The organism is Dinoroseobacter sp. S124A (genome assembly GCF_049801015.1).
GTDB lineage: Bacteria > Pseudomonadota > Alphaproteobacteria > Rhodobacterales > Rhodobacteraceae > Dinoroseobacter.
Window position 1 is genome coordinate 97,052 of the sequence record NZ_JBNAGD010000001.1, and the last position, 17,509, is coordinate 114,560.

Below are 17,509 nucleotides of genomic sequence, written 5' to 3' on the forward strand. Positions count from 1 at the left end.
CAAGCCTCCTATCAGATCCGCTCGATGATGGTGGCGGCACCCATGCCGGAGGCGACGCAGAGGGTCGCCAGGCCGGTGCCCTTGCCCGTGCGCTCCAGCTCGTCGAGCAGGGTGCCGAGGATCATCGCGCCGGTTGCGCCCAGCGGGTGGCCCATGGCGATGGAGCCGCCATTCACGTTCACCTTGGCATGGTCCACGTCGAAGGCCTGCATGAAGCGCAGCACGACCGACGAGAAGGCCTCGTTAACCTCGAATAAATCAATATCCGAAATGCTCATTCCGGAATCGGCCAGGATTTTTTCAGTGGCGGGAACAGGCCCGGTCAGCATGATCGTGGGATCCGTGCCGATCTTGCAGGTCGCCTTGATCCGGGCGCGGGGCTTGAGGCCATGGGCCTCGCCAAATTCCTTGTTGCCGATCAGAAGCGCTGCGGCCCCGTCCACGATGCCCGAGGAATTCCCGGCGTGGTGGATATGCTCGATCTTCTCGAGATGGGGGTATTTCATCAGGGCGATCTTGTCGAAGCCCGGCATCTGCTCGCCCATATCCTTGAAGGCAGGCTTCAGGCCGCCGAGGGACTGCATATCCGTCTGCGGGCGCATGTACTCGTCATGGTCGAGAATGCTCAAACCGTTCTGGTCGCGCACGGTGAAGATCGACTTCTCGAACCGCTTGTCGTCCCAGGCGGCTTGCGCGCGCTGCTGGCTGGCAACCGCGAGCGCATCGGCATCATCGCGCGAGAACCCGTATTCGGTGGCGATGATATCCGCAGAGATCCCTTGCGGGACGAAATAGGTCTTCATCGCGACACTCGGGTCAGCGGCGATTGCCGCGCCATCGGATCCCATGGGCACACGGCCCATCATCTCGACCCCGCCCGCGATATAGGCGTGCCCGCCGCCACCGCGTACCTGGTTCGCGGCGAGGTTCACGGCTTCGAGCCCCGAGGCGCAGAAGCGGTTGATGGCCAGACCCGGGATCCGCTCGTCCAGATCCGAGGCCAGCACGGCGGTCCGCGCGAGGCAGCCGCCCTGTTCCATCACCTGGGTGACATTGCCCCAGATCACGTCCTCGACCGCGTGGCCGTCGAGCCCGTTGCGGTCCTTCAGGGCGTTGAGCGTCTGCGCCGAGAGGCTGACCGCGGTCACCTCGTGCAGGCTGCCATCCTTGCGGCCCTTGCCCCGGGGGCTGCGGATCGCGTCGTAAATATAGGCTTCGGTCATGGGTCCTCCGTTCATGCCGCCACGCCATAGGCGCGGGGCATCAGATCATAGGGGTGTTTCCAACCGGGCAGGGCGGCGATGCCGTCGAGCCAGCGGTCGATATTCGGGAAAGCCGCGCGGTCAAAGCCGAACGGTTCATCATAATAGAGGTAAGAGCAGCAGGAGAGGTCGGCAGCTGTGACGCTGTCGCCCACCAGCCAGTCGCGTCCGGCAAGAGCGGCATCGAGGGTCTTGTAGGCCCCGGCACACCGGCCCTGGGCCCAGCCGATCACCTCGGCGGGCCGTTTGGCCTCGGGCACGAAATTCATCAGGAACCGCGTGATGCCGACCATCGAGGACATCTTGTGATTGTCCCACAGCACCCAGCGCAGCACATCGCGCCGGATTGCAGGGTCATGCAGGCCGAAACGTCCGGTTTTTTCCGACAGGTGATCGAGGATGACACCGGATTGCGTCAGGGTTGTCGCGGCATCCTCCAGAACCGGGCATTCGCCCATTTCGTTCAGGGCCAGATGTTCAGGCGCGCGGGTGCCGCCCTTGAAGAAATCCACATAGACCGGGGTCCAGTCGAGCTCTGCGAGGTTCAGGGCAAGCGCGACCTTGTAGGAATGGCCGGATTCGCCGAAGCAATGCAGTCTGAGGGTCATGGGGCCACTCCTGTCAGGGCCGCGCCGGGCGCTGCGAAATAAATGAGAGTCTGGGACATGGCTTTACCTCTCTTTAAGGCGACCATGGGTACACCAGAGACATGGACCAGGTTCAGATGCCCCTGACCGGGTTCTTGCAAGGCCCTTCGGTTGTCCGCTCCCCCGTATGCCAACCGAAGGGCCGCTCCCATCCGGTTCAACCGGGTCACAGGGCTCTCCCGATCAGCTCTTTCATGATCTCATTCGTGCCGCCATAGATCCGCTGGACGCGGGCATCGGTCCACATCTGGGCGATGTCGTATTCGGCCATGTAGCCATAGCCGCCATGGAGCTGCACGCAGTCGTCGATCACTTCGCCTTGCGTGTCGGTGATCCAGTATTTCGCCATCGCGGCTTTCTCGACGCTCAACTTGCCCTCGAGATGCTCGGCGATGCATTCATTCAGGAAAGCGCGGGCCACGGTGGTCTTGGTCTGGCACTCGGCCAGCTTGAACCGGGTGTTCTGGAATTTGAGGATCGGACCGCCGAAGGCCTGCCGTTCCTTTGCGTAGGCGATGGTGCGTTCCACCGCGCCCTCCATGGCCCCCACGGCACCGGCGGCGATGATCAGACGCTCCTGTGGGAGCTGGGTCATCATCTGGTAAAAGCCGCGGCCTTCCTCGCCGCCCAGCAGGTTCTCTGGCGGGATCTCGACATTGTCGAAGAAGAGCTCCGAGGTGTCCGAAGCATGCAGCCCGACCTTGTGCAGGTTGCGCCCGCGCGAAAAGCCCTCCGCCCCGTCGGTTTCCAGCACGACGAGCGAGACGCCCTTGGCCCCGGCCGAGGGATCGGTCTTGGCGGCCACCACGACCAGGTTCGCGTGCTGACCATTGGTGATGAAGATCTTGGATCCGCTGAGCCGGTACGCGTTGCCGTCCTTCACCGCCTTGGTCTTGATCCCCTGCAGGTCCGAGCCTGCGCCGGGTTCGGTCATGGCCAGCGCCCCGACCATCTCGCCTGAGACCATCTTGGGCAGCCACTTTTTCTTCTGCTCTTCAGAGCCATAGGCGAGGATGTAATGGGCGACGATCCCCGAATGGATCCCGTGTCCGGCGCCCCAGGATGACAGGTTCGCCCGGGCAATCTCGGTCAGGATCGCCGCCTCATGGCCGAAATCCCCACCCGGTCCACCATATTCCTCGGGCACCGAGGGGCAGAGCAGACCGAGCTCGCCGGCCTCTTGCCAGATCTCGCGATCCATCTCGCCCTGCGCGCGCCAGCGTTCGAATTTCGGGGCCCACTCGGTGGTGATGAAGCTGTTGGTCATCTCGGCGAGCATCTTGTGCTCGTCGGTCATCCAGGTGGTGGTCATCGCGGCTCTCCCCTTTATGTGCGGACCGCCTCGGTCCGGCCCGCCGTGTTGTTGTGCTGTCCGGAGTATGGTCGTTGCCACCCCCGTTTGAGTATCTCAAAGATCGGGAAAGCCCGGGCTGTGACGCTGCGTTTTTCGCCGCGACAGGCCTTGGCTTTCCCGCTCCCCTCCCTGTGTGTCGCCCCGCAGCTGCGCGGGGCGATCCGATCTCAGAAGTTGGCGGCGTCCAGCGCCATCACCGGTTCGGCCCCGGTGGTGATCCGCGCCAGATGGGTGCCGGTCATGGGCAGTTGGCGGGACATGTAGTAGCGGCCCGTGGCGATCTTGGTCTCGTGGAACTGGGTGTCCGTGTCGCCCGCCTCCAGCGCGGCCATGGACGCCTTGGCCATCTTCGCCCACATCAGTCCGAGGCAGACATGCCCGAAGAGATGCATGAAGTCATAGCTGCCCGAGAGCGCGTTGTTGGGGTTCTTCATGCCGTTCTGCATGAAATACATCCCTGCCGCCTGCAGGTCCTTGGACGCGGTCTTGAGCGGGTCGAGGAAGCCCTCTTTCAGGGCGGCATTGTCCTCGTTTTCCTTGAGGAAGCTCTTGATCATGTCGAAAAAGGCCATGACGGTCTTGCCGCCATTCAGGCCCAGCTTGCGCCCCACGAGGTCGAGCGATTGGATGCCGTTCGTGCCCTCGTAGATCATGGCGATCCGGGCATCGCGGACGAACTGCTCGAGGCCCCATTCCTTGGTAAAGCCAGACCCGCCGAGGGTCTGCTGGGCCAGAACCGTGGTCTCGAACCCCTTGTCGGTCAGGAAGCCCTTCATCACCGGGATCAGCAGCGAGATCATCGCGTCCGCCTCGGCATCCTTGGACCGGTGCGCCTGATCGATCAGGGTCGCGCCCCAGAAGACCAGCGCGCGCGCCGCCTCGACGAAGGATTTCTGGTCCATCAGGTTCCGACGCACATCCGGGTGGACGATGATCGGATCGGCGGGCTTCTCGGGCGCCTGCACGCCGGTTACGTCGCGACCCTGCAGCCGGTCGCGGGCAAAGCCGAGCGCGTTCTGATAGGCGATATCGCCCTGGGCATAGCCCTGCAGCGCCACCGAAAGGCGGGCCTCGTTCATCATGGTGAACATGGCGCGCAGGCCCTTGTGCATCTCACCCACGAGGAAGCCCGTGGCCTCGTCGTAGTTCATCACGCAGGTTGCGTTGCCGTGGATACCCATCTTGTGCTCGAGCCCGCCGCAGGTGACCGCGTTGCGATCGCCGAGGCTGCCATCCTCGTTCACCATGTATTTCGGCACGATGAACAGAGATATGCCCTTCACGCCCTCCGGGCCGCCCGGGATCTTGGCCAGCACCAGATGGATGATGTTCTCGGACATGTCGTGCTCGCCCGCCGAGATCCAGATCTTCTGGCCAGATATCTTGTAGCTGCCATCCTCCTGCGGTTCCGCCTTGGTGCGGATCAGCCCGAGATCCGTGCCGCATTGCGGTTCGGTCAGGTTCATGGTGCCGGTCCAGGTGCCGGCGATCATGTTGGGCAGATAGGTCGCCTTCTGCTGATCCGAGGCATGCTCGGACAGGGCGGACATCGCGCCATGGGTCAGACCGTTATACATCTGGAAGGCCATGTTGGCGGCCGAGAACATCTCGCCCGTGGCCGTCTGCAGAATATAGGGCATGCCCTGACCGCCATAGTCGGGGTCCATGTCGAGGCCGGTCCAGCCGCCATCGCACATCAGCTTGTAGGCGTCCTTGAACCCCTCCGGCGTGCGCACGACCCCGTTTTCCAGCTTGCACCCCTGGGCGTCGCCCACGGTGTTCAGCGGATGCAGGACCTCGGTCGCCAGCTTGCCCGCCTCGTCGAGGACGGCGCCGGTGAATTCGGCATCAAGCTCGTCATAGCCGGGAATGCCGGTCTGCGAGACGTTGAGCACGTCGTGCAGCAGGAACTGCATGTCCTTGGTGGGGGCGGTATAGCTGGGCATGGGCCTCTCCGTTGATCGTCGCGCGCGCTCAGGCGGCGGCTTCTTTTTCCTTCAGGGAGTCGATCATCTTCGCCCCCCAATCGAGTTGCTCCTTGAGATCGTCGATGGCCTCGTCCAGCTCTTCGCGCTGACGCTCCATATCCGCGAGCCGTTGCTGCGCGATCTCATAGGTCTTTGACAATTGCGTGAGCTGACGGTCGCCCCGGTCATAGAGATCGAGCAGCTGCCGGATCTCTTCGAGGCTGAAACCAAAGCGCTTTCCGCGCAGGATCAGCTTCAGGCGTGCCCGGTCCCGACGTGTAAAGAGGCGCTTCTGGCCTTCACGGACGGGAAAGAGCAGTTCCTTGGACTCGTAAAACCGCAACGTGCGCGGTGTCACGTCGTAGATATCGCACATGTCGCGGATGGTGGTGTAGTCAGTCTGGGTCATGTTACATCTCACTTGTCAGGTACATGCTGGATGTGACCCGACTGAGATTAGGTTACAAGAACAGTTGACGTTTACGTAACAGGGACGTCACGTCATTTCGCAGACGACCCGGCGTTAAGTCATTTTCTTAAGGTAAACGCGAGAATCGGCACGTTTCTGACGCTCCGTCATGACCCTTTTTGAGCGGCTTTTTGCCAAGTGCCCGCGACCCTGCCCCAAGGGCAGGTCGGTGGGCCGACGCAACAGGGGCGGGCGTGGTTGCGTGGCCGGAGTTCGGGGCGGCGCCGGGTGCGTCCGAGCCTGAACACGCTCCCGGCGCGCCGGAGGCAGGGCCATCTAGACTGGCGCAGCGCGATCCGGTGAGCAAGTGGGGCAGAGGCATGGGGCAACCGTGACCCAAGTCCGCTGCAGAGCGTCGCGCCCGAGGAATGCCAAAGCGGTTTGGCGCGGATCTTCGCTCAGAGTGATGCAGACGAATATCTGTCTTAACGTTTCTGAAAATCTGACCTAGTTACGTGTGCGGCCCGCCCATGTTGTGTACTGCGGGTGAAGAGTGTGAAGGCTAGGTTTGATGACGATTTATATTGTGGGCAGTTCCTCTACCGTGATGCATGGCGGTTGGGCTGACCAGTTCGCCCTGAAAATGGTGCGACGTTACGCGGTGCGGAATTCCGCGATCAGTGCGGCCAGCACGCTGATGTCCCTCATTCGCATGAAGCAGGAAGCGCCTTACGAGCCCGGCGATATCGTGCTGTGGTCGGGATGCGTCGCGGATGCGACGGCGCTTACGGCGGGCGGGTTCCAGGATGGCAGCCTTCTGGCCTATCTCGAAGAGATGATCCGCCATGTGGCCGAGTGCGGGGCCACGTTCCTGCCGATCCTGATCGACACCTGGAATGCGGATATGAACAAGGATCAGCGCCCCTACAAGGATGCGTTGCTCGAGCTGTTCAACCATTACGGCCTCGCCTGGGTCGACATTACCGAGGAGTATGAACGCGACACGGGCCTGCCCGAGATCCCGCGCCATTTTTTCAACGCCACCGGGCATATGCATGCGAATTCGGACATGAGCCGCTATATCGGCGATCTGGCGGCCGAAGCTGTGGATGCCGGGCTGGCAAGACTGCCGGAAGGGGATCCTGTTTATGTGGACCCCGAGCGCAAACTGATGGTCGTCAATCGGTTCGATCCCGATAGCGCGGCGGAGCTGTTCAAGAACCGTGTGGTCGAGACCACCTTGTGGCAGCCGGGCGTGAGCCTGCCGCCCGAGGGGCGTCCCGCCGGGGATCTGGAGCTGGAGGCCGTGGTCTTCATGGCCGTGCCCGAAGGCGGAGCCGTGGATCTGAGTGTCGGGGAGGAAACCGTCACCCTCTCGGCGCGCTGCACGGTGGGCGCGGGCAACTGGCAGATGATGCTGGCGGCCTATCTGCCCAACATGATCGGCGCGCCGCTCTCGGTGCCCGAGGGCAGCACGATCACCACCGCCTGGACGTCCGAGGCGAAGACGGTGGAGCCTGATCTGATGTTTCATCCCGAGCCCGGCGCGGGCCCGTCCCGGGCGCGGCTGGCGGCGATGGCGTTCCGGCCCTCCGCCTGACCCTGTCTGGCGGGCTCAGGGCAGGGTCTTGGCGACCTTGTCCCGCAACTCCGTCAGCTCGTCGATCGCGGCATCGAGATCCGCGCGCTCCTTGTGGAGCGCGTCGAGCCTTTCGGTCGCGCCTTCGACCCAGACCCGGTTCTGGGCCTCGGTCCCCTCGTTCTCATAGATCAGCAGCCATTGCCGGATCTCCTCGAGCGAGAAGCCAAAGCGCCGCCCGCGCATAATCAGCTTCATCCGCGCCACGTCGCGCGGCGCATAGAACCGGCTGCGGCCCTCGCGGATCGGAGAGAGGAGCTCGATATACTCGTAATAGCGAAGCGTCCGCGGCGTGACGTCAAAGGCCGCGCACATCTCCTTGAAGCTCAGAGTGTCCTCCGCCATGCTCCCTCCCCAAGGCTGCGGTGTTGTCCGAGTTCTTTTGTGCCCGCCCGGCGGCGTCTGTGCAAGGGGCCGGACTGGCCACGGCAAGCAAGTGAAGGGCCCCATGACCTCAGACCCCCAGACCGACAAGGCGCAGATCGCGCAGCAATTCATCGAGATGATTCCCCATGGTCGTGCCCTGAGCATGACCGTGGAAGAGATCGGTGATGGCATCGCCGTGATCTCGATGCCCTATGACCCGAAGCTCGTGGGCGACATCCAGACCGGCGTCATCCATGGCGGCGCGGTCTCGGCCCTGATGGATACCTGCGGCGGGGCGGCGGTGATGTGCCATCCGAGCGCGCCGGGCGGGACGGCGACCATCGATCTGCGCATCGACTACATGCGCGCGGCCAAGCCCGGTGACCGGATTACCGCCCGGGCCGAATGTCATCATATCACCCGCAACGTGGCCTTTGTCCGGGCCGTGGCCATGGATGGCGACCCCGAGCACCCCGTGGCCATGGCCACCGGCGCCTTCACCGTGGAGCAGGCCCGATGAGCCGCGCGCGTCCCGAACCCATGCAGGTGGTCAAGCAACGGCGCGATGCGGCCCTGCGCGCGCTGGTCGAAGGGGTGCCCTATATCCAGTTCCTCGGTGTCTCGGTGGACCGGCGCGGGGATGAGCTGACGGCGCTGCTGCCCTTTGACGACAAGCTGATCGGCAACCCGATGCTCCCGGCAATCCATGGTGGGGTGACGGCAGCATTTCTGGAGGTCACCGCCCAGATCGAGGTGAGCTGGGCCATGCTCTGGGATGATCTGGAGCGCGGCGCGATCGACCCCGACACCCTCAGCCCGTCCTCGCTGCCGCGGATGCCGAAAACGATTGACCTGACCGTGGACTACCTGCGTTCGGGCCTGCCGCGCGATGCCTATGCCCGCGCGCGGGTGACGCGGTCCGGGCGGCGCTACGCGACGGTCTTTGTCGAGGCTTGGCAGGACAATCGGGAACGTCCCATCGCGCAGGCCACGGTGCATTTCCTCATGCCGCGCCGTGAGGCTCCGGAGACCACGTCCCGGACCGATGGCTGAGCCTGCCCCTGCCGCGCCCGAGCGGCCCCTGACCCATCGCCGGGTGCTGCATATCGCGGTGCCCATCGTGCTGTCCAACGCGACGGTGCCGATCCTCGGGGCGGTGGATACCGGTGTGGTCGGACAGATGGGCGAGGCGGCTCCGATCGGGGCCGTGGGCATCGGCGCGATCATTCTGACGGCGATCTACTGGATCTTCGGATTTCTGCGCATGGGCACCAGCGGGCTCGTCGCGCAGGCGCTGGGCGCCGGGCAGAAGGACGAGGTCTCGGCGCTGCTCACCCGCGCGCTGCTCATCGGGTTTGGCGCGGGGCTCGCGCTGATCGCGCTGCAAGCCGCGTTGTTCTGGGGCGCGTTTCAGGTCTCGCCTGCCAGTCCGGAGGTCGAGAGCCTCGCCCGCGACTATATGGAGATCCGGATCTGGTCTGCCCCGGCGGCCATCGCGATCTATGGCCTGACCGGCTGGCTGATCGCGGCGGAGCGGACCAAGGGCGTTCTGGTCCTGCAGCTCTGGATGAACGGTCTGAACATCGCGCTCGACCTGTGGTTCGTGCTCGGGCTTGGCTGGGGTGTCTCCGGCGTGGCCTTCGCGACCTTTCTGGCGGAGTGGACGGGGCTGGCGCTGGGCCTGTGGCTCTGCCGGGATGCGTTCGCGCGGCCCGCCTGGCGACAGAAAGACCTGGTTTTCGCCCGGGACCGGCTGGTGCAGATGGCGGCGGTGAATGGTGACATCCTGATCCGCTCGGTCCTGTTGCAGGCGGCCTTCGTCTCTTTCCTGTTTCTGGGCGCGGATCTGGGGGATGTCACGCTGGCGGCCAATCAGGTGCTGCTGCAATTCCTGCATGTGACCGCCTATGCGCTGGATGGGTTTGCCTTTGCCGCCGAGGCGCTGGTGGGGCAGGCTTACGGCGCCGGGGCGGTGGCGCGGCTGCGGCGCGCCGCCTGGATGACGAGCCTCTGGGGCGGGGGGACCGCACTGGCCCTGGCGCTGGCCTTTGCCCTGCTGGGGCCGATGGTAATCGACGTGATGACCACGGCCCCCGACGTGCGCGAGACCGCGCGAAGCTTCCTGCCCTGGATGGTCGCGGCCCCTGTGCTGGGCGTGGCGGCCTGGATGCTGGACGGGATCTTCATCGGCGCAACCCGCACCCGGGACATGCGCAACATGATGGCGCTGTCCTTCGGGATCTATTGCATCACGGTCGCGCTCCTCCTGCCGCCCTTCGGCAATCATGGGCTCTGGGCGGCGATGACGGTGATGTTCGTGATCCGCGCGATCACGCTGGGCGCGAAATACCCTGCGCTGGAACGCGCGGCGGGCGGTTAGACGATTTCGAGCACCAGTTCCGGCGGACGCCCGATCACCGCCTTGCCCCCGGCAAAGGCGATGGGCCGCTCGATCAGCTTGGGATTGGCGGCCATGGCGGCAAAGAGCTCGGCGTCGCTGCTCTCGGCGTCGAGCCCGGCCTCGCCATAGGCTGTCTCCTTGGTCCGCATCATCTCGCGCACCGGACCCCCGAGGCGGGCATGGACCGCGCGCAACTCCGTCTCGTCCGGCTCTTCGCCGAGATAAAGGCGCAGCGTCACGTCATGTCCGGCCTCTTCGAGCAGTTTGAGCGCCTCACGCGATTTCGAGCAGCGTGGGTTATGCCACAGCAGAACATCCGTCATAGCCAATCCTCTCGTCCTGTGCCCACGGCCTCGGCCACGGTGGAAAACCCGTCGCGGGCGAGCAGCGTGTCGAGTCCTTGGGCGATCTCGCTGGCGAGGCTGATGCCGCCATAGACCAGCGCGGTGTAGAGCTGGACCGCCGACGCCCCGGCCCGGATCTTGGCGTAAGCTGCTTCGGCACTGTCAACGCCGCCCACGCCGATCAGGGGGATCGCGCCCGCGGTCAGTTGCGAGAGCTGCGCGAGCACCCGCGTAGAGCGCTCAAAGAGCGGCGCGCCCGAGAGCCCACCCGCCTCGTCCCGATGGGCGGAGGCGAGGCCGTCCCGGCTCAGGGTCGTGTTGGTGGCGATGATCGCATGGATCCCGCTGGACTTGGCGACGGCCGCGATATCCGCGAGCCCGGCCGCATCCATATCCGGCGCGATCTTGAGAAAGACCGGGATAGGCGTGGCCAGCGCCGCGCGCGCGTCCATCACACCGGCAAGCAGCGCCTCAAGCGCGGCGGCCCCCTGAAGGTCGCGAAGCTTCTCGGTGTTGGGCGACGAGACATTCACCGTCGCGAAATCCACATGAGCGCCGCAGGTCGCCAGCACCCGGGCGAAATCGCCCGCGCGGTCCTCGCTGGTCTTGTTCGCCCCGAGGTTCAGACCGATCACTGTCCCCTTGGGACGCGCCGCGAGGCGGGCGGCGATGGCCTCGGCCCCGTCATTGTTGAAGCCGAACCGGTTGATCGCCGCGCGGTCTTCGGTCAGCCGAAAGAGGCGCGGGCGTGGATTGCCCGGCTGGGGCAGGGGGGTGGCGGCGCCGACTTCGAGAAATCCGAACCCTGTCTTGGCCAGTGGGGCGAGCGCCTCGGCATTCTTGTCGAACCCGGCGGCCAGACCCACGGGATTGGGCAGGCGCAGCCCGGCGATCTGCGTGCTGAGCCGGGGTGTCGAGACCGGCCCGTCCGAGGGCCCGAGCCCCGTGCGCAGGGCGCGCAGGGCCAGACCATGGGCGGTTTCCGGATCAAACCGGGTCAGGGCCGCGAGCCCCAAACGCTCCAGCGCGCTCATGGCAGGGCCTCGGGAAAGACATGGCCCCGGTCGCCCATGGGCAGGGCGGAGGTCCAGAGCACATCATCCGGTGTCATCCTGCGATAGAGATGCGGAAAGAGCGCCCCGCCACGCGAGGGCTCCCATTTCAGGGCCTCGCCGAGGGCGTCCGCCTCCAGCGCCAGAAGCACCAGATCGGTCTCGCCCGCGAAATGCTTGGCCGCGGTTTCGCGGACCTGCGCGGCAGTGGAAAAGTGGATGAAGCCATCGGCCAGATCCACCGGCGCCCCAGCCGTCTCACCTGCGGCAAGAAACGCCTCATGTTCGGGCGTTCTGAAGATTTTATAGATCACCATGGCCCTTCTCTCGCGTGTCCGGCCCCCATGGTCAAGATCCGCCCGAACCTGTCGTAAGGATCGCTTTGACACCCCCTGCGGAGTGGTTAACCTGCCCTCAGTCATAACAGGGGGTAGACACAATGATGTCTCGGATTCTTACCTCGGCGGCGGCGCTTGCGCTGACCACCGGGATGGCGGCGGCGGAGTATACGCTGCATGTCATCCACATCAACGACCTGCACAGCCGGATCGAGTCGATCAACCGGTTCGACAGCACCTGCAACGCCGAGGGCGAGGCCGAGGGCAAGTGCTTTGGCGGCGTGGCGCGCGTGGCCACCAAGATCAACGAGCTGCGGGACCAGATCACCGCCGAGGGCGGCAATGTGATCGTGCTCGACGCGGGCGACCAGTTCCAGGGCTCGCTGATGTACACGACCTACAAGGGCGCGGTCGAGGCCGAGTTCATGGAGGCGATCGGTTTCGACGCCATGGCCGTGGGCAATCACGAGTTCGACGATGGCCCGATCAAGCTGTCGGAGTTCATCGACAAGGTGAGCTTCCCGGTGATCTCGGGCAATCTGGACCTGACCTCCGAGGATCTGCTGAAAGACAAGGTCGCCAACCACGTGGTGCTTGAAGTCGGTGGCGAGAAGATCGGCATCGTCTCGGCCCTGGCCACGGACACGGTCGAAACCTCTTCGCCCGGTCCCAACGTGGTCTTCCAGAACGAGATCGACGCCCTGAGCCAGGATGTCGCCACGCTCGAGGCGGACGGGGTCACCAAGATCATCGCGCTGACCCATGTGGGCCTGCCCAAGGATCTGGCGATTGCCGAGGCGGTCGAGGGGCTGGACGCGGTTGTGGGCGGGCATTCCCACACCCTGCTGAGCAACACCGCCGAGCGGGCCTCGGGGCCGTACCCGACCATGGTGGGCGACACGCCCGTGGTGCAGGCCTATGCCTATTCGAAATATGTCGGCCATCTGGTGCTGACCTTTGACGATGCGGGCAATGTCACCTCGGCGACCGGCGATACCATCGTGCTCGACGCATCGGTGACGCCGGATGAGGCGATCATCGCCCGTGTGTCCGAACTGGCCGGCCCCATCGAAGAGCTCAAGGCGCGTCCGGTCTCTGACGCCGCCGAGGCGATCGAGGGCGACCGCTCGGTCTGCCGGGCCATGGAATGCCCGATGGGCAACCTGGTGGCGGATGCCATGCTCGACCGCGTGGCGGATCAGGGCGTGACCATCGCCTTCCAGAACGGCGGCGGTCTGCGTGCCTCCATCGATGCGGGTGAGATCACCATGGGCGAGGTGCTGACCGTGCTGCCCTTCCAGAACACGCTGTCGACCTTCGAGGCGACCGGCCAGATGCTGGTCGATGCGCTGGAGAACGGTGTGAGCAAGGTCGAGGAAGGCGCTGGGCGCTTCCCGCAAGTGGCCGGCATGAAGTTCACCTGGGATCCGGCATCCGAGCCGGGCAGCCGCGTCTCGGACGTGATGGTCGCCGAAGGGGACGGGTTCGTCGCCATCGACCCGGCCAAGACCTATCTGGTGGTGACCAACAACTACGTGCGCAATGGCGGCGATGGCTATGGCATGTTCGCAGGCGACGACAAGAACGCCTATGACTTTGGCCCCGACCTCGCCGATGTGACCGCGGCCTTCCTTGAGGCGGGCGGCACCTACCAGCCCTATACGGACGGTCGGATCACCTCGAAGTAAGACACCGCTCTTTCAACGCAAAAGGCGCCCTGCGGGGCGCCTTTTTTCATGTCTGTCAGGCTGGTGCCTGTGTCAGGATTTCGGTCCGCGGCGTTTCGGGACCGCGTTGGCGCCCTTGCCGGCAAAGGTCTTGCGCCCGGGCCCGCCAGAGGGCTTGCCGCCGCCCCGGCGCACGGGTTTGCCATCGGGTCCGAGCTTCTGCGAGGGGTCGCTGGCGGCCTTGAACCGGCGCGGAGCGTCAGCGCTGCGCGCCTCTTTCGGTCCGCCCTTGCCGCCGGATTTGTACGGTCCGCCGGGTTTGCCCCTGCCACCCTCGCCCCGGGGCGGTCGCCCGGACCCGTCGCGATCCGTGTCGCGGAAGGCAGGCTTTCCACCGCGATGTCCTTCGGGCTTTCCGCCGGGTTTTCCGCCGGGCTTGCCCGCGTATTTCCCGGCCGGTTTGCCAAAGGGTTTGCCGGATTTGCCCCGATCCGAACCTTCACCGTCGCGCGCCCGCTTGTCATAGGGGGCCTTGCCAGGCCCGCCCTTGGCGGCTGGCCCGTCGCTTTTATGGCGTGGCTTGCGCGGCGCGGGGGCCTCGGCGGTCTCCGCGCTTGGGCTTGGGCTCGGGCCGGGTGCAGGACGGTCGTCGCGCTGGGGCTTGGGGCCGCGTCGTTCAGAGCTGTCGCCATAGGCTTTGCGCGGCGGCTTGCCATGGGCCTTGCGGTCCTCGCGCGGCGGGCGCGGGCTGGGCCGCGGTCCGGGGCCCTTGCCGCGCCCGGGGTGTCCTTCGCGCGGCTTGCGTTGCATGCCCGAGCCATCCCGCTGGGACAGGTCCGGCGCTTGGCTCATCCGCGTCAGCACGGCCTCGTCCTCCAGCTTGATCGAGGCCCCGTCGCCCTGCAGCGTGTCCGGCACGGCGGATTCGAGGATCTCCACATAGGTCTCGGTCTGCTGGATGCGGATCGCGCCGATCTGTTCGCGATCGAACCCGCCGACCCGGCAGAGCAGCGGCAGGATCCAGCGCGGCTCGGCGCGGCTGTTGCGCCCGACCGAAAGGGTGAACCACACGCTTGGCCCGAAGGGCGCACGCGGAGCCGGGGCGGCATCGCCCGCGCTGATGTCCTCGGGTGCCGAACGCTGGGTCGCGCCGGCGCGCAGAACCGCTGCCGCCAGTTGCGTCGGCGTGAACCGGTCGACCATGCGGGCGATCATCTCGGCTTCGGCCTCGGGGATCTCCGCCTCCCAGGCCGGATCCTCCATCAGGCGGGCCTCATCCTGGGCGCGCACCTCGTCGGCGGTGGGGGGCGTGACCCAATCTGGCGTGACCTTGGCCCATTTCAACAGCCGCTCGGCCTTCTTGCGGAACCGCACAGGCACGATCATCGCGCTGACGCCCTTGCGCCCGGCGCGGCCGGTCCGGCCCGAGCGGTGCAAAAGCGTGTCCGAGCTGGTCGGCAGCTCGGCATGGACCACCAGTTCGAGATTGGGCAGGTCGATCCCGCGTGCGGCCACATCCGTGGCCACGCAGACCCGCGCGCGCCCGTCCCGCATCGCCTGCAGGGCATGGGTCCGCTCCGATTGGGTCAGCTCGCCCGACAGGGCCACGACCTGGAAACCCCGGTTCGAGAAGCGTGTCGTTAACCGGTTGACCATGGCGCGGGTGTTGCAGAACACGATGGCATTGGCCGCCTCGTAATACCGCAGCACATTGATGATCGCGTTTTCCTCGTCGCGCGGCCCGACAACCATGGCCCGGTACGAGATATCCGCGTGTTGCCGCGTCTCGGCCCGGGTGGTGATCCGCTGGGCGTTGCGCTGATAAAGCTGCGCGAGGCTGGCGATCGCCGGAGGCACCGTGGCCGAGAAGAGCAGCGTGCGCCGCTCCTCGGGGGCTGCGCCGAGGATAAACTCGAGGTCTTCGCGAAAGCCCAGATCGAGCATTTCATCGGCCTCGTCCAGCACCACTGCCCGCACCGCACTCAGATCGAGATTGCCGCGTTCGATATGGTCACGCAGCCGCCCCGGGGTCGCGACGACCACATGGGCCCCGCGTGCCAGCGCGCGCCGTTCGTCCCGCGCGTCCATCCCACCCACGCAAGAGGTCAGCACCGCGCCCGCAGGCCCATAAAGCCATGTGAGCTCGCGCCGCACCTGCATCGCAAGCTCCCGCGTCGGCGCGATCACAAGGCCCAGCGGCGCATCCGGCTTGCCGAATGTGTCGTCCTCGCCCAGAAGCGTCGGCGCAATGGCCAGCCCGAAGGCCACGGTCTTGCCCGAGCCGGTCTGGGCCGAGACCAGCAGGTCGGCCTCGGTCAGACCCGGATCCGACACCGCGATCTGGACGGGGGTCAGCGTGTCATAGCCCTTTTCCTCCAGCGCCTGCGCAATCGGGCTGGGCAAAGGGGGCAGGGGCGGTGTCTGGCTTTGGTCACTCGGCACGGGTCAGCTTTCGGCAGATGGGGTGGCGCCTCTCCCCAAGCGCCCGATGAACCCGCTGCGTGTAGGGGCTTTGGCGCGCGCCGTCTAGGGGCAACCGCTGCCGGGGGCTGCGGCATGGCGGCTGTACCTCGGTCCGGGCGCGCGCTAGCCTCGGCCCATGTGCGGACGCTTTGCCATCACCCTGCCCACCGACGCCATGGCGCAGCTCTTTGCCGCGACGCCTGCCAATGACCTGCCCGAGGCAGAGCGGTTCAACATCTGCCCCACCAACCCGGTGGCCGCGGTCACCTCGGATGACGGCGCGCGGCACTTGCGGCCCATGCGCTGGGGCTTTCTGCCCCATTGGTACAAAAGCCCGACCGACGGTCCCCTCCTGATCAATGCGCGGGCCGAGACCCTGGCCGAGAAACCGGCCTTTCGGGCGGCCTGTCGCGCGCGGCGCTGCCTGATCCCGGCCACGGGCTTTTATGAATGGACCAAGACGCCCGAGGGCGCGCGCCTGCCCTGGTATATCCACCGAACCGACGGCGCGCCCATCGCCTTTGCAGGGGTCTGGCAGGCCTGGGAGGCGCAGGATCAGGCCTTCGTCACCTGCGCCATCGTCACAACCCGCGCAAACCAGCCCATGTCAAAGATCCACCACCGGATGCCGGTGACGCTGCCACCCGAGGACTGGGCGCTCTGGCTCGGTGAGGCTGGCAAGGGGGCCGCGCGCCTGATGGAGCCTGCCCCGAACGAAACCTTCAACTTCTACCGGGTGGATCCGGCTGTGAACTCCAACCGCGCCACGGGTCCCGGGCTGATCGCCCCGCTGGACGCCTGAGCATTCGCAGATATCCGTTTGACCCCAATGGGGTTCACGCGGATCATGGCGCTCCGGCACCGGGGAGGAGACCACGATGCACCACATGTCAGATCAGGCGAGGGCCCGTTTTCGCAGCCCGCCCGCGGGGGCGGGACCATGGACCCCGCGGCAGGTCCCATGCTGCTGACCTCGCTCGGCCCCATCGTGTTCGCGCTGACCGTGCTGGCCACGGCGGTCATGGCGGCTTCGGCCGCGATCCAGGGCGCGCGCCAGGGGTTTGACCCGTTCGGTGCGACGGTGCTGGCGATTGTCACAGCGGTGGGCGGCGGGACCCTGCGCGACATCCTGATCGGGCGTTTCCCGGTGTTCTGGATCAACGATCTGACCTATCTCGGCACCGCCGTTCCGGTCGCCCTGCTGACCTATCTGGCCGCGACCCGCATGCGGGCCGGCGGGGGGCGGCGGCTCCGGCTGCTGCTCTATCTCGACGCGGTGGGGCTTGCACTTTTCACGCTGGTCGGGGTCCAGATTGCCCTCGGCGCGGGCCTCTCGCCGGTGATCGCGGTGATCCTCGGCTGCACCACGGGCGTGGCGGGCGGGATGATCCGCGATGTGCTCTGCGGGCTGCAACCCTCGATCCTGAAAGAGGATCTCTACGCGACCATCTCTCTCGGCGGTGGCACGGTCTTCGTGATCTGGCGCGAAGCCCTCAGCCCGGAAACCGGTTTGATGACCGCCTTTGCCCTGATGACCGCCGCGCGGTTCTTCGTGGTCTGGCGCACGCGCCCCAAGGACGAACCCCTCGCCTGAGGGCGC

17 protein-coding genes are annotated in these 17,509 nt (G+C 65.9%); 7 read left to right on the forward strand and 10 right to left on the reverse strand.

What is annotated here, in order from left to right; genetic code table 11:
* Positions 1-11: 11 nt before the first annotated feature.
* The 5 genes from ACP15I_RS00490 to ACP15I_RS00510 all read right to left on the reverse strand — a co-directional run bounded on the left by ACP15I_RS00490 (position 12) and on the right by ACP15I_RS00510 (position 5,639).
* Entirely contained in the window at positions 12-1,223 is a 1,212-nt protein-coding gene (locus ACP15I_RS00490) for an acetyl-CoA C-acetyltransferase (protein WP_424973429.1), read from the reverse strand.
* A gap of 11 nt (positions 1,224-1,234) precedes the next feature.
* Positions 1,235-1,870 carry a glutathione S-transferase family protein gene (locus ACP15I_RS00495; RefSeq protein WP_424973430.1) on the reverse strand — a complete coding sequence of 212 codons (636 nt, stop codon included), beginning with the start codon at positions 1,868-1,870 and terminating at the stop codon, positions 1,235-1,237.
* Positions 1,871-2,075: 205 nt separating this feature from the next.
* A complete protein-coding gene (locus ACP15I_RS00500; RefSeq protein WP_424964864.1) occupies positions 2,076-3,221 on the reverse strand; it encodes an acyl-CoA dehydrogenase family protein in 1,146 nt (381 codons plus the stop codon).
* Positions 3,222-3,430: 209 nt separating this feature from the next.
* The gene (locus ACP15I_RS00505; protein ID WP_424973431.1) at positions 3,431-5,209 is read right to left on the reverse strand and encodes an acyl-CoA dehydrogenase C-terminal domain-containing protein; all 1,779 of its coding nucleotides are present in this window, start codon (positions 5,207-5,209) and stop codon (positions 3,431-3,433) included.
* 28 nt (positions 5,210-5,237) lie between these two features.
* Positions 5,238-5,639 (reverse strand): MerR family transcriptional regulator, encoded by a 402-nt coding sequence (locus tag ACP15I_RS00510; RefSeq protein ID WP_424964862.1) that lies wholly within the window; start codon positions 5,637-5,639, stop codon positions 5,238-5,240.
* Positions 5,640-6,210: 571 nt separating this feature from the next.
* On the opposite strand from ACP15I_RS00510, the gene ACP15I_RS00515 reads away from it, so the two are divergent.
* A complete protein-coding gene (locus tag ACP15I_RS00515) occupies positions 6,211-7,239 on the forward strand; it encodes an SGNH/GDSL hydrolase family protein (RefSeq protein ID WP_424973432.1) in 1,029 nt (342 codons plus the stop codon).
* Between the two features lie 15 nt (positions 7,240-7,254).
* Here the strand turns inward: ACP15I_RS00515 and ACP15I_RS00520 are convergent, their stop codons facing one another.
* Positions 7,255-7,623, reverse strand: a complete 369-nt coding sequence (locus tag ACP15I_RS00520) for a MerR family transcriptional regulator (RefSeq protein WP_424964860.1) — start codon at positions 7,621-7,623, stop codon at positions 7,255-7,257.
* Between the two features lie 103 nt (positions 7,624-7,726).
* Between ACP15I_RS00520 and ACP15I_RS00525 the strand changes: the two genes are divergently transcribed.
* Genes ACP15I_RS00525 through ACP15I_RS00535 form a run of 3 tightly spaced genes read left to right on the forward strand, consistent with a single transcriptional unit; the run spans position 7,727 to position 10,024 of the window.
* Positions 7,727-8,164, forward strand: a complete 438-nt coding sequence (locus tag ACP15I_RS00525; protein WP_424973433.1) for a PaaI family thioesterase — start codon at positions 7,727-7,729, stop codon at positions 8,162-8,164.
* Positions 8,161-8,697 carry a PaaI family thioesterase gene (locus ACP15I_RS00530; protein WP_424973434.1) on the forward strand — a complete coding sequence of 179 codons (537 nt, stop codon included), beginning with the start codon at positions 8,161-8,163 and terminating at the stop codon, positions 8,695-8,697. Before ACP15I_RS00525 ends, ACP15I_RS00530 begins: the two co-directional genes overlap by 4 nt.
* Positions 8,690-10,024 carry an MATE family efflux transporter gene (locus ACP15I_RS00535; protein ID WP_424973435.1) on the forward strand — a complete coding sequence of 445 codons (1,335 nt, stop codon included), beginning with the start codon at positions 8,690-8,692 and terminating at the stop codon, positions 10,022-10,024. The genes ACP15I_RS00530 and ACP15I_RS00535 overlap by 8 nt, the downstream gene beginning before the upstream one ends.
* Here ACP15I_RS00535 and arsC read toward each other — a convergent pair.
* The 3 genes from arsC to ACP15I_RS00550 are packed head-to-tail and all read right to left on the reverse strand — an operon-like array spanning position 10,021 to position 11,758.
* A complete protein-coding gene (gene arsC / locus ACP15I_RS00540) occupies positions 10,021-10,368 on the reverse strand; it encodes an arsenate reductase (glutaredoxin) (RefSeq protein WP_424973436.1) in 348 nt (115 codons plus the stop codon). The two genes, ACP15I_RS00535 and arsC, sit on opposite strands and share 4 nt — an antisense overlap.
* Entirely contained in the window at positions 10,365-11,423 is a 1,059-nt protein-coding gene (locus tag ACP15I_RS00545) for a quinone-dependent dihydroorotate dehydrogenase (protein WP_424973437.1), read from the reverse strand. Before ACP15I_RS00545 ends, arsC begins: the two co-directional genes overlap by 4 nt.
* Complete coding sequence (locus ACP15I_RS00550; RefSeq protein ID WP_424973438.1) at positions 11,420-11,758, reverse strand: DUF952 domain-containing protein; 339 nt, start codon at positions 11,756-11,758, stop codon at positions 11,420-11,422. The genes ACP15I_RS00545 and ACP15I_RS00550 overlap by 4 nt, the downstream gene beginning before the upstream one ends.
* Before the next feature lie 122 nt (positions 11,759-11,880).
* On the opposite strand from ACP15I_RS00550, the gene ACP15I_RS00555 reads away from it, so the two are divergent.
* Positions 11,881-13,467, forward strand: coding sequence for a bifunctional metallophosphatase/5'-nucleotidase (locus tag ACP15I_RS00555; protein ID WP_424973439.1), 1,587 nt, complete (start codon positions 11,881-11,883; stop codon positions 13,465-13,467).
* Positions 13,468-13,539: 72 nt separating this feature from the next.
* Here ACP15I_RS00555 and ACP15I_RS00560 read toward each other — a convergent pair whose 3' ends face one another.
* A complete protein-coding gene (locus ACP15I_RS00560) occupies positions 13,540-15,888 on the reverse strand; it encodes a DEAD/DEAH box helicase (RefSeq protein WP_424973440.1) in 2,349 nt (782 codons plus the stop codon).
* Between the two features lie 157 nt (positions 15,889-16,045).
* On the opposite strand from ACP15I_RS00560, the gene ACP15I_RS00565 reads away from it, so the two are divergent.
* Positions 16,046-16,711: an SOS response-associated peptidase gene (locus ACP15I_RS00565; RefSeq protein WP_424973441.1), complete on the forward strand. Its 666-nt coding sequence runs from the start codon at positions 16,046-16,048 to the stop codon at positions 16,709-16,711.
* Between the two features lie 138 nt (positions 16,712-16,849).
* Positions 16,850-17,503 (forward strand): trimeric intracellular cation channel family protein, encoded by a 654-nt coding sequence (locus ACP15I_RS00570; protein ID WP_424973442.1) that lies wholly within the window; start codon positions 16,850-16,852, stop codon positions 17,501-17,503.
* Positions 17,504-17,509: the final 6 nt, after the last annotated feature.

Coding starts and splice junctions, on each gene's coding strand:
- ACP15I_RS00520 (WP_424964860.1), bottom strand. CDS start 7,623: ATGGCGGAGGACACTCTGAGCTTCAAGGAGATGTGCGCGGCCTTTGAC.
- ACP15I_RS00525 (WP_424973433.1), top strand. CDS start 7,727: ATGACCTCAGACCCCCAGACCGACAAGGCGCAGATCGCGCAGCAATTC.
- ACP15I_RS00555 (WP_424973439.1), top strand. CDS start 11,881: ATGATGTCTCGGATTCTTACCTCGGCGGCGGCGCTTGCGCTGACCACC.
- ACP15I_RS00570 (WP_424973442.1), top strand. CDS start 16,850: ATGGACCCCGCGGCAGGTCCCATGCTGCTGACCTCGCTCGGCCCCATC.
- ACP15I_RS00565 (WP_424973441.1), top strand. CDS start 16,046: ATGTGCGGACGCTTTGCCATCACCCTGCCCACCGACGCCATGGCGCAG.
- ACP15I_RS00505 (WP_424973431.1), bottom strand. CDS start 5,209: ATGCCCAGCTATACCGCCCCCACCAAGGACATGCAGTTCCTGCTGCAC.
- ACP15I_RS00550 (WP_424973438.1), bottom strand. CDS start 11,758: ATGGTGATCTATAAAATCTTCAGAACGCCCGAACATGAGGCGTTTCTT.
- ACP15I_RS00510 (WP_424964862.1), bottom strand. CDS start 5,639: ATGACCCAGACTGACTACACCACCATCCGCGACATGTGCGATATCTAC.
- ACP15I_RS00500 (WP_424964864.1), bottom strand. CDS start 3,221: ATGACCACCACCTGGATGACCGACGAGCACAAGATGCTCGCCGAGATG.
- ACP15I_RS00530 (WP_424973434.1), top strand. CDS start 8,161: ATGAGCCGCGCGCGTCCCGAACCCATGCAGGTGGTCAAGCAACGGCGC.
- ACP15I_RS00515 (WP_424973432.1), top strand. CDS start 6,211: ATGACGATTTATATTGTGGGCAGTTCCTCTACCGTGATGCATGGCGGT.
- ACP15I_RS00535 (WP_424973435.1), top strand. CDS start 8,690: ATGGCTGAGCCTGCCCCTGCCGCGCCCGAGCGGCCCCTGACCCATCGC.
- ACP15I_RS00490 (WP_424973429.1), bottom strand. CDS start 1,223: ATGACCGAAGCCTATATTTACGACGCGATCCGCAGCCCCCGGGGCAAG.
- arsC (WP_424973436.1), bottom strand. CDS start 10,368: ATGACGGATGTTCTGCTGTGGCATAACCCACGCTGCTCGAAATCGCGT.
- ACP15I_RS00495 (WP_424973430.1), bottom strand. CDS start 1,870: ATGACCCTCAGACTGCATTGCTTCGGCGAATCCGGCCATTCCTACAAG.
- ACP15I_RS00545 (WP_424973437.1), bottom strand. CDS start 11,423: ATGAGCGCGCTGGAGCGTTTGGGGCTCGCGGCCCTGACCCGGTTTGAT.